The 15,022-nt window shown below is 44.3% G+C and carries 12 protein-coding genes; 8 read left to right on the forward strand and 4 right to left on the reverse strand.

Annotated features, from left to right (window positions below; all coding sequences use genetic code 11):
* Window positions 1-19: 19 nt before the first annotated feature.
* The 6 genes from BMZ72_RS33905 to BMZ72_RS33930 all read left to right on the forward strand — a co-directional run bounded on the left by BMZ72_RS33905 (window position 20) and on the right by BMZ72_RS33930 (window position 10,146).
* The gene (locus BMZ72_RS33905; RefSeq protein ID WP_089815554.1) at window positions 20-2,323 is read left to right on the forward strand and encodes a Gldg family protein; all 2,304 of its coding nucleotides are present in this window, start codon (window positions 20-22) and stop codon (window positions 2,321-2,323) included.
* Window positions 2,324-2,337: 14 nt separating this feature from the next.
* A complete protein-coding gene (locus BMZ72_RS33910) occupies window positions 2,338-3,687 on the forward strand; it encodes a MutS-related protein (protein WP_089815557.1) in 1,350 nt (449 codons plus the stop codon).
* Window positions 3,684-4,997: a MutS-related protein gene (locus tag BMZ72_RS33915; protein ID WP_089815559.1), complete on the forward strand. Its 1,314-nt coding sequence runs from the start codon at window positions 3,684-3,686 to the stop codon at window positions 4,995-4,997. Before BMZ72_RS33910 ends, BMZ72_RS33915 begins: the two co-directional genes overlap by 4 nt.
* Window positions 4,998-5,047: 50 nt before the next feature.
* On the forward strand, window positions 5,048-7,861 hold the full coding sequence (locus BMZ72_RS33920) for a M16 family metallopeptidase (RefSeq protein WP_177223014.1): 2,814 nt from the start codon (window positions 5,048-5,050) through the stop codon (window positions 7,859-7,861).
* A gap of 333 nt (window positions 7,862-8,194) precedes the next feature.
* Window positions 8,195-9,691: a tetratricopeptide repeat protein gene (locus BMZ72_RS33925; RefSeq protein ID WP_089815563.1), complete on the forward strand. Its 1,497-nt coding sequence runs from the start codon at window positions 8,195-8,197 to the stop codon at window positions 9,689-9,691.
* A 110-nt stretch (window positions 9,692-9,801) separates the two neighbouring features.
* The gene (locus tag BMZ72_RS33930; RefSeq protein ID WP_255373368.1) at window positions 9,802-10,146 is read left to right on the forward strand and encodes a bleomycin resistance protein; all 345 of its coding nucleotides are present in this window, start codon (window positions 9,802-9,804) and stop codon (window positions 10,144-10,146) included.
* A gap of 29 nt (window positions 10,147-10,175) precedes the next feature.
* On the opposite strand, the gene BMZ72_RS33935 is transcribed toward BMZ72_RS33930, so the two are convergent.
* Both BMZ72_RS33935 and BMZ72_RS33940 read right to left on the reverse strand, forming a co-directional pair.
* Window positions 10,176-11,096, reverse strand: coding sequence for a helix-turn-helix domain-containing protein (locus tag BMZ72_RS33935; RefSeq protein WP_089815675.1), 921 nt, complete (start codon window positions 11,094-11,096; stop codon window positions 10,176-10,178).
* A gap of 70 nt (window positions 11,097-11,166) precedes the next feature.
* On the reverse strand, window positions 11,167-11,988 hold the full coding sequence (locus tag BMZ72_RS33940) for an SDR family NAD(P)-dependent oxidoreductase (RefSeq protein WP_089815566.1): 822 nt from the start codon (window positions 11,986-11,988) through the stop codon (window positions 11,167-11,169).
* Window positions 11,989-12,184: 196 nt separating this feature from the next.
* On the opposite strand from BMZ72_RS33940, the gene BMZ72_RS33945 reads away from it, so the two are divergent.
* Both BMZ72_RS33945 and BMZ72_RS33950 read left to right on the forward strand, forming a co-directional pair.
* The gene (locus tag BMZ72_RS33945; RefSeq protein ID WP_089815568.1) at window positions 12,185-12,739 is read left to right on the forward strand and encodes a Crp/Fnr family transcriptional regulator; all 555 of its coding nucleotides are present in this window, start codon (window positions 12,185-12,187) and stop codon (window positions 12,737-12,739) included.
* A 108-nt stretch (window positions 12,740-12,847) separates the two neighbouring features.
* The gene (locus BMZ72_RS33950; RefSeq protein WP_089815570.1) at window positions 12,848-13,237 is read left to right on the forward strand and encodes a RidA family protein; all 390 of its coding nucleotides are present in this window, start codon (window positions 12,848-12,850) and stop codon (window positions 13,235-13,237) included.
* Between the two features lie 66 nt (window positions 13,238-13,303).
* On the opposite strand, the gene BMZ72_RS33955 is transcribed toward BMZ72_RS33950, so the two are convergent.
* Together BMZ72_RS33955 and BMZ72_RS33960 are read right to left on the reverse strand one after the other, a co-directional pair.
* A complete protein-coding gene (locus tag BMZ72_RS33955) occupies window positions 13,304-14,008 on the reverse strand; it encodes an alpha/beta fold hydrolase (RefSeq protein ID WP_089815572.1) in 705 nt (234 codons plus the stop codon).
* A gap of 46 nt (window positions 14,009-14,054) precedes the next feature.
* Window positions 14,055-14,663 (reverse strand): Crp/Fnr family transcriptional regulator, encoded by a 609-nt coding sequence (locus BMZ72_RS33960; protein WP_089815575.1) that lies wholly within the window; start codon window positions 14,661-14,663, stop codon window positions 14,055-14,057.
* Window positions 14,664-15,022: the final 359 nt, after the last annotated feature.

Consider the following 15,022-nt stretch of genomic DNA (forward strand, 5'->3'; position numbering starts at 1 on the left):
TCTGATAACAAGATATTCAATGAGACGTATTTTTAAGATCGCCAAGGCAGAATTGTTCACCTTGTTCTATTCGCCGATTGCCTGGATGATATTGGTGGTTTTCACCTTCCAGACAGGAATGGCCTTTGCAGAGCATTTGCAGGAGGCTGTTCGTTCCAAGAACATCGGCTTTGGTAATTCCTTTATTACAGCCGGTATTTTCTCTGGTCAACTTGGTTTATTTACGACCGTTCAGGGTTATCTCTACCTGTATATGCCGCTGCTGACTATGGGTCTGATGAGCCGTGAACTGAGCAGTGGTTCCATTAAATTATTGTACTCTTCACCTGTAACCTCTGCACAGATCATTTATGGCAAATTCACGGCCATGATGCTCTATAGCCTGATGCTGATCGGTGTGCTGCTGATATATGTAGTGATAGGCATGTGTACAGTAGAAAACTTTGAGCTGGCTCCCGTATTATCAGGCTTATTGTCATTATACCTGCTGCTGTGTGCTTATGCGGCTATTGGTCTGTTTATGTCATGTCTTACTTCCTATCAGGTAGTTGCTGCATTAGGTACCCTGGTGCTGCTGGCTGCACTCAGTTATATGAAACAGGTAGGGCAGGATATTGATTTTGTCCGTGACATTACTTACTGGTTGTCTATTTCCGGTCGTTGTAATGAGATGATCATGGGCCTGATCTGTAGCGAAGACGTCCTGTATTTCATTATCGTGATCGCTATGTTCCTCACCCTGAGCATTCAGAAGTTACAGGCTAACCGTACGCATGCGTCATTCGCGACAGTATGGGGAAAGTACGCGATAGTTGTAGTGGCGGCGATGGCGCTGGGATATGCTACTTCCCGTCCTATCCTCATGGCTTATTGTGATACCACAGAGACGAAACGTAATACACTGACGCCAAACAGCCAGGCTGTGATGGCCAAACTCGATGGAGATCTGACGATCACTACTTATGTGAATATCCTCGACAGAGAATATTACAACGGTATTCCCAGTCAGGTAAATGAAGATAAAGAGCGTTTAAAACAGTATATCCGTTTCAAACCGGAAACTAAACTGAAGTACGTTTATTACTACGATAAACCAAGCAATAATCCGCGACTGGACTTTGTCTATAAGAATAAAACCCTTGCTGAAATGGCGGCGAAGGAAGCTGAGATCCGTGACCTGGATATCAACATGTTCCTGACGCCTGAGCAGATCAAAAAACAGGTGAACCTGACCGATGAAGGTAATACCTTTGTTCGTTTGGTGGAGAGAGGTAACGGACAGAAAGCCTGGTTGAGGATCTACGAGGATATGATGAAATTCCCTAACGAAGGAGAAGTAACTGCCATGTTCAAGAGAATGGTGATGAAACTGCCTAAAATTGGTTTCCTGCAGGGACACGGAGAAAGAAGTATCGAGGGAGACAGAATTAAAGACTATACACTCTTCTCTTCTGTAAAGACTTTCCGTTATGCACTGACCAATCAGGGTTGCGACGTGGAATCACTGGACCTGACAGGTGATAAAGAAATTCCAAAAGGTATCGATATCATTGTTATTTCAGATATGAAAGAAGCACTGGATAGCGCTACCAAAAAGAAACTGGACGTATATATCGCAAACGGCGGTAACCTCGCTGTTACATTGAAACCAGGTTCTCCTGTAATGGAAGCTTTTATTGAGCAGTTTGGCGTAAAAACTATACCTGGTCAGTTGGTGCAGCCTAAACAGGACGTAGCAGCGAACGTTGTTATGTCAGTTGCAACACCGGCAGCTGAGAAAATCGCACCGATATACAAACTGATGCGCGAGCAACGCAGATATGTAGGAATGGTGAAGGGCGCTGGTCTGTTATTTAGTCCTGAGAAAGGCTTTAAGGCAGTACCTGTATTGCAGACCGTAGATACCATGAAAACATGGAATGAAGTTAAAACGATCGACTTCGTCAATGATTCTGCCTGGGTGGACGAAGCAGCTGGTGAAAAAGTAGACAGCTTTGTAACTGCCTATGCCCTGTCGAGAAAAGTAGGTAACAAAGAACAGCGTATCATGATCCTGGGAGACGCTGATTGTATCAGTAACGGCGGTATGAATCCACCGATCAGACGTTATGGTGCCTCTAACTTTTCACTGATCCCTGGCATGTTCCATTGGTTATCTTATGGTACTGTACCGGTGGATGTAAGTCGTCCGCCTTCTACTGATAACGATATTTTCCTGACCAAAGAAGGTGTAAAAGGTTTGAAATACTTCCTCATGTGGGTTATTCCGGGTATTTTGCTGATAGGTAGCACTATCTTATTGATCAGAAGAAAAAGAAAGTAAAAATATTTGCTGGTATGGGCTTAATGACGGATAAACAAACACTGAATGATCTGAATATCTTCGGTAAAAGCGGCACAAATGGTGGCATCTATGCCATATTCAACCGCACGCATACAAGAGGAGGATCAGAGCTGCTGGAAGAGATGTTCCGTAATCCATTGTCGGACGTAGATGCAGTGAATGCACGTAGTACTACGATTCGTTTATTTGGAGCAAACGGGATAGCATTCCCTTATGATGCGATCTGGTTTGACGGTGCAGAGCAGTATCTACAGGATACTGATGAACGCAGCCGTCTGAGCGATCAGCAGGACAACCTGAAGAGAAAATTAAATCAGCTCATAGCAGGAGACAATGCGTATAAGGCAATTGAGAAAGGGGTAGAAAGCCTGATTGCGATCTTACAGACTACCATTCAGTTCGCTGATAACATACGCCGGCAGATGACCGGCACTCCTTACAGTAAAGAGCTGGCTGACATAGAACTACTGCTGAAGGAAAAGGAATTACAACCGATTTTACAGGAACCAGCCAGACTAAAACTACCTTTTGCCAAGGTGGCGGAGTATGATAAAATACTCCGCTTCCGGCAACGGGAGGTGATGAGCCGTCTGCTTCGTCTGCTGTATCAGACAGACGTTTATATCTCTGTAGCACGTATCGCGGCAGAGAAAAATTTTTCTTTCCCGCTGGCCCTGCCGCGTGAGCAGCAAACGGTTATCCTGGAAGATTTTTACCATCCTTCGTTAACGACGCCTGTTGCGAATACCATCAACATTACGCCATCCAGTAATGTGATCTTTCTGACAGGTGCGAACATGGCAGGTAAATCTACCTTCATGAAGGCCCTGGGCATCTGTATGTACCTGGGGCAGATGGGCTTTCCTATACCGGCTGCTAAAATGGAGTTTTCGGTAAGGGATGGCATTTTCACCACCATCAACCTGCCGGATAACCTGAGCATGGGCGCCAGTCATTTCTATGCGGAAGTACTGCGTATTAAAAATGTGGCGAGAGAGTTAAGCAGAGATAAGTATCTGTTTGTCATCTTTGATGAATTGTTTCGCGGAACAAACGTAAAGGATGCACATGAAGCGACTATCGCCGTTACCAGTGCGATCGCCCGCAGAAAGAACTGCATGTTTGTTGTGTCTACACACATCATTGAAGCGGGGGATGTATTGAGAGAAAAGTGTGAAAATATAAATTTCGTATTTCTGCCGACGCTGATGGAAGGTAATAAACCTGTATATACACATAAACTGCAATCAGGTATTACGGCTGACAGACATGGTATGGTAATTATTAAAAACGAAGGTATCCTGGATATCCTGGCGAGAAAAAAAGTAAATAAGAACGCATGAGCTTTATTGCAGACAAACAAACGCTAGACGATTTGTCCTTGTTAGGCAAATTTAATCCTGGTTCTGTTTTTAGTCTTTTTAACCAGGTAAAAACCAGGGGCGCCGAGAAATTACTGGATGCTATGTTCCTTCATCCCTTATCGGATGTGGAAGCGATCAACAACAGAAGTGCTATTTTCCGCTATTTCAATGATCATCCTGTCAGCTTCCCTTTTGATGAAAAGCAGCTGGAACGTATGGAAGCCTATATGGATGAAGGTGGTGACGGCAGCTATGTAATGGCGCTATGGGAATTGGGCCGGAAGAAGATAACAGCGGTACTGGTAAAAGACGATACATATGACCTGACCTTAACGGGTATAGACAGCAGTATCGCTGTATTAAAGACCAGCGGAAAGCTTCTGAAACAGCTCGAGCAGGAAGGACGGGATAAAGATCAGCCATGGATAAAATGGTCAGAGATTGTACGCCTTATTACGACAGATGCACGATTGAAAGATTTTGATAAGCCTTCCAGGTCTTTAATGGACAATGTCCGCTTACATCATATGCTGACAGGCGTATTTCGTAGTCAGCTGAAGACGCTCCTTGAACTGATCTATGAAACAGATCTGTATCTGGCAGTAGCAGGAGTGGCCAAAGCAAAAGGCTTCTCCTATGCGCAGGCATTACCGAAAGAACGGAATCTGCTGGAAGCGAAGGGACTGAGACATCCGGGGCTGGATAAAGGCGTCGCGAACTCATTATCCTTTAATACCAGTACGAATGTCCTGTTCCTGACGGGTGCAAACATGGCAGGTAAGTCAACCCTGATGAAGTCCACCGGTATCCTCATTTATCTCGCACATATGGGATTTCCGGTAGCGGCTACAGAGGTGAAATTCTCCATACTGGATGGCATTTATTCTTCTGTGAATGTGCCTGATGACCTGAATAAGGGATATAGTCACTTCTATGCGGAAGTGCTCAGGGTGAAAAAAGTAGCGGAAGAAGTAGCTACAGATAAGTCTTTATTTGTCATCTTTGATGAGCTGTTCAAAGGTACAAACGTAAAAGATGCTTATGATGCTACCCTGGCCGTAACAGAAGCGTTCACTGATTTTACAAATTGTTTCTTTATCATTTCCACGCATATATTTGAAGTCGGACATGCATTGAATAATGGTGGATCGCAGATCGCGTTTGAATTCCTTCCAACCATCATGAACAATAACGTGCCTCAGTATACATACCAGCTGCAGAAAGGTATTACTACTGACAGACAGGGCATGATCATTATTGAGAATGAAGGAATTCTGGATATGTTATAGTCTAAATTGATAATCCCTGAGGGGGGATGTTACAACAAAAAAAACAAATTATGCACTATCGCCATTGGGCTGCTGCAGGGTTAATGCTGTTGCTGGTAAATGGAAAATCAGCTTTTGCGCAACAGCAGGGCCAGCCTATGCCACTTGATACAGCAGTTCGTACAGGTAAGTTGCCAAACGGATTTACCTACTATATCCGTAGAAATGCAGAGCCGGAAAAAAGAGCGTTCTTTTACCTGGTCAATAAAGTAGGTTCCATTCTGGAAGATGAGGACCAACAGGGGCTGGCACACTTCATGGAGCACATGAACTTCAACGGTACCACACATTTTAAGAAGAATGACCTGATCGATTATCTGCAGAAAGCAGGTGTGAGATTTGGCGCTGATCTGAATGCCTATACCTCTTTTGATGAAACCGTATATCAGTTGCCTATCCCTACGGATAATCCCGCTATGGTAGGTAAAGGGCTGAATATCATGCGTGACTGGGCGCAGGAAGCGATCCTGGATGCAGGTGATGTTGATAAGGAAAGAGGCGTTATCCTGGAAGAGAAAAGACTACAGGAAGGCGTAGGTAACAGGATCCAACAGCAAACTATTCCAATATTATTTAATAATTCAAGGTATGCTTTCAGATCGCCTATCGGCACCGACAGTATCCTGAAGACCTTCCCGGTAGCAACTATTCACAGATTTTACAAGGATTGGTACAGACCGAACCTGCAGGCCCTGATCGTGGTAGGTGATGTAAATGTGGACGCTGTTGAAAAACAGATCAGAAAGCAGTTTGCCGACCTGAAGAATCCAGCTAATGAGCGTCCGCGTCCTGCATATAAAATAGAACTGACAGGTAAGAACCAGTTCAGAACTATCACTGATCCGGAATTGACAGCTACCGAACTGGAGATGCTGGTAAAACATCCGGGTTCCAAACTGATCACGACGGCTGATTACAGGAATGCGATGACAACATCTCTGTTCAATCAGATGTTGAGTCATAGAATAGGAGAGTTGAGTCAGCAGGAGAATCCGCCATATCTGGGTGTGAAAGCAGGTGTGGGTGGTTTTTCCGGTGGTCTGGAGCAATTCACTTATTCCATTACTGCGAAACCAGGTAAACTGCAGGAAGCATTTACAGATACCTGGCAGCTGATCGAACAGGTAAAACGTTATGGTTTTACCCAGGCAGAACTGGACAGGGTGAAGCTGGCCTATGCTACCAGCATGGACGCCGCTAAACAGGAAAAAAGCAAAACGCCTTCCAGCAGTTATGTGTCCGAATATCAGCGTTTGTTCCTGGATGGAGCTGCTGCACCGGGTTTCGACTGGGAGTATGATTTTGTAAAAGCAACTTTACCTGGTATCACCCTGGAAGATATTAAAGCGGTGGGTACCCGGTTTATTACAACGACCAACAGGGATATCTTCCTGGTAGCGCCTGAAAAAGAAAAAGGTAATCTGCCTGATTCAGCTACTATCGAGAGCTGGTTTAACAAGATGGCCGTTGCCGCTATTAAGCCTTACAACGATTCCACCGCTACCAGCGTGTTGCTGAAAACAATTCCAACGGGTGGTAAAGTAGTCTCTCAGTCTACTGTTGCTGCACTGGATATCAAACAGCTGACATTGAGCAATGGTATCAAGGTATGGCTGAAGTCTACCAACTATGCGAATGACCAGATTCAGTTCATGTCATTTGCACCGGGAGGCATCAACAAATTTTCTAACGAAGACTTCCCGACAGCAGCCAATACGATCGGTATTATCGGTGGTAGTGGTCTGGGTGAATATTCCCCTGTTCAGTTATCAAAAATGCTGAACGGAAAGTCAGCCGCTGTAGGCGCTTATATCGGTGGCCGTAGCCAGGGTATCAATGGCGGTTGCAGAACGGAAGACCTGGAAACAGCATTACAGCTGATTTACATGCGCTATACTGCGCCGCGTAAAGATCCTGTATTATTCAGCAATGCAATTGCACGTTCTAAAGAAGCGGTAAGAAACAGATACGACGATCCTAATAATGTGTTCAGAGATACTGTCAGTGCAGTATTGAGCAATTATAACTATCGTACAAGTCCGGTTACACTGGAAAGACTGGATAGTATCAGTCTGGATAAAGCATTAGCGATATACAAGGACCGTTTTGCAGATGCTTCCCAGGCTAATTTCGTTTTTGTCGGCAACTTCAATGCAGATACCATCCAGCCATTGCTGGAGCGTTATCTCGGTGCATTGCCAGCCCTGAACCTGAAAGAAAAAGGCGTGACCCTGCACGGAGAGGTGCCGAAAGGTAAACTGGTGAAAGTGGTAGAAAAAGGTAAAGGCCAAAAAGCAACCGTGTTGCTGGTATATAACGGTGAATGTGCTTATAGTGCTGAAGAAAACCTGCAGCTGCAGGCCCTGACGGAAGTACTGCAATACAGATTGCTGACCAGTCTGAGAGAGAAAGCAGGAGAAGTGTATACACCGTCTGCCCAGGGTAGCATGGTGAAAGAACCTGATCAGCGTTTTGCGATCAACGTATCTTTTGGTTGCGCACCTGAGCATGTGGATCACCTGGTAGGATTAGTGGCACAGGATATTGCTGATCTGCAGAGCAAAGGCGCTACCAGTGATGAATTGAAGAAGTTTAAAGCCGGATATAGAACGCAGATCGAGCTGCAGGTAAAGAGTAATGAGTTCTGGCTGCAATACATTGCTGGCAGACTGGAAAGAGAAGAAGAACTGAAGGCATTACCTGATGTGGAAAAGAGATTGAAACAGATTACAGGTAGTTCTGTTAAGTCAGCTGCCGCAAAATACCTGAGCGGTGAAAATGTGATCCAGTTCGTGGCATTGCCGGAGAAAGGTGAAACGAAGTAGTTAAGATTGTGTGAATGCAAACACCAGGATGTCGTTTGTATTGTGCGACGGCATCCTGTTTTCTAATGAAGGTTTGAATGTGTTGTTAAAGAGAATGATGATAAGATATTGAAGTTTTGAGACTATGTTGATCATTTAGGTAAATGAGTGATGATCTGAAATATTATAGCAATCTGTTTTGGCTTTTTAATGCCTGGGAACACGTAAAGCGCTCATTCGAGCGCTTTTTTTATGGAGATTATTTCCAAAGTTGTCAAACCCTGCTGTTGACATTTTTGGTTCGATTTATGTAGTTAGTGGACTTTCGGCATTGTTAACCCAAGCTATACATGTATGAAATGCATACCACTCAAATTAGTAGGAAATGTCTTGTGCCTTTTGCTGCTGACCATCACCATGGCTTACGGTCAGCGGGATACGTTATTAGTGAACAGTCGGTCTGCCGCACATTATACCGAGGGGAAAAACTATCTGAAAGAAAAGAATTATGATGCGGCTATTCAAAGTTTTACGGAGGCAATCGCCATTCATCCCACTGATTCCACGTATGCGAACCTGGGATTTGCCTATATCCGGAAGGGCGATGATAAGCATGCATTTCTTGCCCTGAATAAGGCGATTGATCTGAATGAAAACTTCGCATGGGCCTTTGGTCTCCGCGGATATCTTTACACTAAAATTGACGCTCCGGAGCTGTCTTTTAATGATTTCTCCCGGGCAATCGCATTAAATGCAAGAGTTGGTGATCCAGCTGGCAGTCAGGTGGGTGCATCGGATAAATCTCTGATCAGGGATTACACAAAGAAAATCGGCCGCGACCCCAAAGATGATAGCGCTTATGTGCAACGGGCGCGTGCCTATGAGAATCGGGAGAAGAATAAGCAGGCAGTAAAGGATTATAAGAAAGCGATCGAACTGAATCCGGAGAATACGGAAGCTTATTATGGTCTGCAAAATCTCTATCTCCAGGGGAAAGGTCCTAAACAAAGTCCCGCTCCGGCTGAAAATACCGCAGATACGACGGAATTCTACGCTACCCAAGGCAGCAGCTATTCTTCACCTGAAGAAAAGTATGCACTGACAATCGCCGATTATACAAAAGTAATTACACTGTTTCCCGAAAATAGTGCTGCTTTTCGTGACCGCGGTTATCTGTATGCTAAACTGAATAAAATAGACTCAGCCATCGCTGATTTTACAAGTGCGATCACGCTTGATCCACAATCTTCTCCCGCATTGGGCTATAGAGGTGCACTCTATGTGGAGACCCAGCAACTGGACCCGGCTATTACTGATTTGTCTGCTGCAATTAAGATCGATCCGGATGCGCTACAGCATTATTATAATCGTGGACTCGCCTATTATCAGAAAGGTGCATATGAGTCGGCGATTGAAGATTTTACCATATTAATCAATAAAGGTCAGCCTAATGCGGTCGCTTATCGTTACAGGGGAAACCTTTATACGTACATTAATAAGCCGGCACTGGCTATTGCAGACATTAACAATTCCATTGAACTAGCGCCAAAAGAGGCGGAGAGTTATGCTGTCCGCGGATTGGCTTATGCTATGCAAAAGGATTATCAACAGGCTGTCCGGGATTTTAGCAGTTCTATTAAGTTAGACCCTGGTAATAAGACGATCTATGTGAATCGCGGATTAGCATACAGGTACCTGAATAATTATAAGGCAGCTATTAAGGATTATAACGAGGCGATTGCGCTGGACGCGAATGATATGGCGATATATAAGGAGCGGGGAGAGGTGTATGCACAGATGGGAAAGAAAGACCTGGCGGAGGCTGATTTTAAAAAGGCAGGGTCGGAATGACACCTGAGATACTCAGCCGCATCCAGGCTATGCAGTAATATTTCCTGATTGGAATCTGATGGAAGAATGGCATATTTGCCGGAGTACTTTATCAAATATTTTCACTTATGATGACGGCCGTCCACCCAAAATTGCCCATGAGGGATAAAACCGCTACAGTAGATTTTTATATAACTAAACTGGGATTTGAGCGCTTTGGCGGGGACTATGATGGTTACCTGATGGTGCAGAAGGATCATATTCAGATCCATTTCTTTGAATACAGAGATCTCGATCCTGGGTCAAATTATGGTCAGATCTATATCAGGACGAATGATATAGCTGCTTTATACCAGTCTATGCAGGACATGGGTGTACCTATCCATCCCAATGGTCATCTCCAGATAAAACCCTGGGGACAAAAGGAGTTTTCCCTGCTTGATCCGGATAATAATCTGCTCACATTTGGGCAATAACAAACGTGACACCCGTTTGAGTTGCGATATCAGTTAAATGACTGCCTGAACTGTAAGGGAGATATCTTCGCTTTCATCTTAAAGAATTTACTAAAAGACTGGGAGTGTTCAAAGCCTAACTGGAATGCAATATCAGATACAGACAAATTCGTCGTAGACAACAACTCTTTCGATTTTTCTACCAGCTTCTCATGAATGTACTGCTGTGCGTTCTGTCCTATCAGTGACCGTAGCATATCGCTCAGGTAACTGGGAGAGAGGTGTAGTTTTTCCGCGAGAAACTGCACAGTAGGCAGGCCCTGACTGGCAGAGGTATCATTATTGAAATAACTATCTATCTCCTGTTCGAGCCGGGTTAAGAGGTCATTGTTCACTACTTTTCGCGTAATAAACTGACGTTTGTAAAACCGGTTTGCATAGTTCAGCAATGAGTCAATGTGAGAAACGATCACATCCTGGCTAAACTCATCGATCCTGCTGTTCAGTTCTTTGTCGATCATGCCAAAAATGGAGAGGATCGTGGCTACCTCTTCTTCTGACAGATGCAGGGCTTCATTCGCAGAATAGGAAAAGAAACCATACTGTTTGATCTTCCTGGCCAGCGGATAGTTCCAGAGAAAATCCGGATGTAGCAATAATGTATATTGAGAACATACGGCGCGGTCATCATCCCCATGATTGATGATCTGTCCGGGAGAGGCAAATAACAAGCCGCCTTCATCAAAGTCGTAATAACTCTGGCCATATCTCAGTCTGCCGCTGAACTTAGGTTTGTAGGATACCTTGTAATAATTCAGCAGATGCGGCCCCTGCGGCATATTGATGGTACTCGTTGTATTCGGACTATTAATAAGACTCACCAATGGATGTCTGGGAGCAGGCAATCCAAGTATACGGTGTGCTTCTGTGAGCGAATCAAATTTAAACGGTGTATTTTCTTCTTTCTTCATGTTCCGGAAAGTATAAAATGATAACCGATCCAAAGGTCGGTTATCATTTTGCATTTGTCAAAGATTGTTCCTAACCCTGTGCGGCAGCGGAAATGTCATTCCAGGCTTCCCATTCTGTCAGACGTGCTGCATAAGCCGCACGAACGGCTGGCAGGTTATGACTGCCCAGGTTAAAGCGCAGCGGAGGGTTCTCCGCATCTACCACTTTGAAGAGTGCCGCCGGTGTTGCAGCCGGGTTGCCTCTTTCCTGTGTGGAGAGCGTTTGTACGAACTGACCTTTGAAGTCGTTATAGATATCCATTCCGGCAGCAAATTTCAATGACTCCTGACTACCAAACTCCGTAGCATATGCACCAGGTTCTATGATGGTCACCTTGATGCCGAAGGCCTTTACTTCCATGGCCAGGGCTTCGTGGATGGCTTCGAATGCCCATTTAGAGGAACAGTAGTAGCCGATCACCGGAAGGGTGAAATGGCCAAGACCACTGGAAGTACCTAGTATATGACCGCCACCCTGTTTTCTTAACAATGGAAGGGCTGCCTTGATAACTGCCATCGGACCTATGATATTCGTTTCGTATAAAGCCCGTACATCCTCTGCGGAGCTCTCTTCAATTGTACCTACCAGTGAATACCCCGCATTGTTGAGTACGATATCCAGTCTGCCGAAATGTGCATGTGCCTGTTCCACAACGCTTTTCACCTGCTCGGGCTGCGTGACGTCGAGCTCAAGCGTCAGTACGTTATCGCCATACTTTTCTTTCAGGTCTGCTATTGCCGATAATTTACGTGCGGTAGCGGCTACTTTATCTCCCCGCTCCAGGGCTGCTTCTGTCCAGATCCTTCCAAAACCTCTTGATGCCCCTGTGATAAACCATATTTTACTTCCCATATGCTTTGTGTTTTAAATTTTGTGACACAAAGATCAGCTGGGGGGCTTTAATGCCTGTAGCCTAATTAAGTGACTTTGTAGCCAAACCGCGTAACTTTGTAATTTGTGCCTGAAACAGGCTATTTAGACCCGAAAAACCCCATAATTTCATTTATTTTGCCATATTTGCTACAATTCTGGCCTATCTTCCTAATATATGCAGCAACAGCTTCGTGAACATATTGAAAAAATTATCCCCCTCACAGATGAGGAATTTGACTTCATTCTCGCCCAATTCACTACTAAAAAGTTCAAAAAGCATCAGTACATCATCCAGGAAGGCGACAATGTGAAATATGCATATTGGGTAATATCCGGTCTTTTAAAACTCGTTTATACGGATAACAGTGGAAAGCAGCATATTGTATCATTTGCGATGGAGGACTGGTGGGAAAGCGATTATTATGCCTTTCACACCCAGACGCCGGCGACGCTGTCTCTGGAGTGCCTGGAGGACACCGAAGTATACTGCCTGTCTTATGAAGGCTATGGCATACTGTGTGATCAGTTGCAGAAAATGGAACGTTTCTTTCTGCAGAAAGCTAACTTCGGTTTTCTTGCAGCACAAAGACGCATACTTTCTTTACTGACGACTGACGCAAAGGAGCGTTATGAGCAACTGGTAAAACAATCGCCCGCACTTGTACAAAGAGTACCTAAAAGTCTGCTTGCTGCTTATCTTGGGGTATCGAGGGAAACACTCAGCAGGTAAAACGGAGGTGTGATGTATATCACTTTTAAATCGTGACGTATATCAAAATTCTTTGCATGACTTATCTGAAACTTTGCATTGAAATAAACAATGCAAAATTAAGATAACATGGAAAAGAGAATAATCAATCCCTGGAAATGGCAGGATGAAAGAAGTTACGTACAGGCTGTTGAAGTGAAGAATGTAACAGGCACGCTGTATGTTGCCGGACAGGCGGCGGTATACCCTGATGGTACCTCCAGTAATGATGATATGGAAACACAGCTGAAGCTGGCCATCAATAACCTCGAAACAGTGCTCGCGCAAGCTGGTTACGAGCCTAAGAATATTGTACGCTTAACGATCTATACGACTAATACCGCGGAGCTCTGGCCCAACTTTCCTATTCTCCAGGAATGGATCGCTAAACATGGTCTGCAACAGGTCGTGACTTTGATGGAAGTGGTGAGTTTGTTTGAAACATTGAAAGTGGAACTGGAAGCCACTGCCGTAAAATAAAAGTAGAGGTAATAAACTAAAACCGGAGCATGTTCAGTCATATGGGCATGCTCCGGTTTTTATTTGCTATAAACCATTTTCGAGAAATTGTTCCATCAGCGCATTAAATGCCTCCGGCTGCTCCATCATGGGCGCATGGCCGCATTCCTTTATGTATACCAGTTTTACGTTGGGCAGCATCCTTTCAAATTCTTCCGCTACTGCCGGTGGCGTTATATTATCATTCTCTCCCCATATCAGCAATACCGGTATGTGTATCTCCGGCAGTTCTTTTGTAACGTAGTTCCGTTGTGCCGTCTTTGCCGTTTTTACGATGCGAAAACATTTCCGGTTATCACGCACGATGTCAAATACCTCATCCACTAAAGCAGGTGTGGCCGTCTTTGCATCATAAAACGTATACTCAACGCGTTCCTGGATATAGGCGCGGCTATGTCTTTTTGGAAAACTGCCAAGCGTATTATTCTCATATAAACCGGAACTACCGGTAAGGAGCATACTTTTTACATTCTCCGCATAGCGGTGTGCATATAGTATCCCTACATGGCCACCCAGTGAGTTGCCAACCAATACCATATCTTTCAGCTTATTTGCGACAACATAATCATGTAGCGAGGCTACGAGGTAATCTAAAATTTCCTGCTTATGTTCATCATAGATCGGGAGGGGAGGAACGTGTATATCATATCTTTCTCTAAAGTGTGCGATCACATCATTCCAGTTGCTCAGGCCTCCAAACAGGCCGTGCAGCAAAATCAACGGTTGTTTCATGTTTTTTTGACAAAGCTAGAAAGCTGTCAACTGTCAATCCGTGATTTCAATCACAAAAGCGCTGACCCTTGTTCAGTAGCAATAATCTGGCCCTGCTAAGCGCTTCACGGCTTACATACAGGTACCTGGCAATATTTGTAAGGGAGATCTTTTTGATAATCGCCGGTCTGTGTTTCAGTAAGAACTGATACCTTTTTACCGGACTTTTTAATGATAGAATATATTGATGTTCAAATGTTTGTTCTGCTAATTCCTGGTAAATCTGCAAATTTACGGCTGACAAACTCATATGCAGATCATACAAGGGCTGTAACTGCTTGATATTGATCCTCCTGATCACGGCATCTTCCAGTGCGGTAATTGCTACTGCGGATGCGGCCATCCGGTAGTAACTCTCACAATTGGCCAGAAAATCATCCGCAAAGCCAAACCGGATGATCTTCTCATTCCCCTCATCATCAATGATCGTAAATGCAAACTGGCCGGATACTACAAATGCCGCATAACGGGCAATTTTGCCGTAACGTAAAAAACTCTCACCTTTTTTAATCGTTTTGACTTTCGTCATTTTGTCCAGTAAAGCCCATTCTGTATCCGATACAATAGGATACTTCTCTTTCAGCCGATGATACCAGTCAGGAGTATTATTCTTCATGAGATAGCCATTTTAGCGCGCCGAAGTTAAAGATATTTTATTTGTCAGATGCCGTTTTTAGTGTTCTTATCTTACGTTAATCCTACATTCCTGAACGTAGGATTAACGTAAGATAAGAACACTAAAGTAAAAGACAGGCAATCAATAAAAAGAATCAATATCTGGCGTCCCGTGTACATGTTTTTGCGTCCTGTGCACACGTTTTTGCGTCCTGTGCACATTGGCTAAAATACGGGAAATAATAGGCTTATTTTTGAAGAAATAATCGTGATAAACGGGGGTGTACCCAAGACAGGAGCGGCCGTCTCCTGTCTGGCCCGGGAATCATGTCTATATATATCAACTCATTTCATTATTGG

The organism is Chitinophaga sp. YR627, from assembly GCF_900114995.1.
Taxonomy (GTDB): domain Bacteria; phylum Bacteroidota; class Bacteroidia; order Chitinophagales; family Chitinophagaceae; genus Chitinophaga.

Bases quoted from the DNA above. Each gene is read 5' to 3' on its own strand.
- BMZ72_RS33905 (WP_089815554.1), top strand. From the start codon at position 20: ATGAGACGTATTTTTAAGATCGCCAAGGCAGAATTGTTCACCTTGTTC.
- BMZ72_RS33910 (WP_089815557.1), top strand. From the start codon at position 2,338: ATGGGCTTAATGACGGATAAACAAACACTGAATGATCTGAATATCTTC.
- BMZ72_RS33915 (WP_089815559.1), top strand. From the start codon at position 3,684: ATGAGCTTTATTGCAGACAAACAAACGCTAGACGATTTGTCCTTGTTA.
- BMZ72_RS33920 (WP_177223014.1), top strand. From the start codon at position 5,048: ATGCACTATCGCCATTGGGCTGCTGCAGGGTTAATGCTGTTGCTGGTA.
- BMZ72_RS33925 (WP_089815563.1), top strand. From the start codon at position 8,195: ATGAAATGCATACCACTCAAATTAGTAGGAAATGTCTTGTGCCTTTTG.
- BMZ72_RS33930 (WP_255373368.1), top strand. From the start codon at position 9,802: ATGACGGCCGTCCACCCAAAATTGCCCATGAGGGATAAAACCGCTACA.
- BMZ72_RS33935 (WP_089815675.1), bottom strand. From the start codon at position 11,096: ATGAAGAAAGAAGAAAATACACCGTTTAAATTTGATTCGCTCACAGAA.
- BMZ72_RS33940 (WP_089815566.1), bottom strand. From the start codon at position 11,988: ATGGGAAGTAAAATATGGTTTATCACAGGGGCATCAAGAGGTTTTGGA.
- BMZ72_RS33945 (WP_089815568.1), top strand. From the start codon at position 12,185: ATGCAGCAACAGCTTCGTGAACATATTGAAAAAATTATCCCCCTCACA.
- BMZ72_RS33950 (WP_089815570.1), top strand. From the start codon at position 12,848: ATGGAAAAGAGAATAATCAATCCCTGGAAATGGCAGGATGAAAGAAGT.
- BMZ72_RS33955 (WP_089815572.1), bottom strand. From the start codon at position 14,008: ATGAAACAACCGTTGATTTTGCTGCACGGCCTGTTTGGAGGCCTGAGC.
- BMZ72_RS33960 (WP_089815575.1), bottom strand. From the start codon at position 14,663: ATGAAGAATAATACTCCTGACTGGTATCATCGGCTGAAAGAGAAGTAT.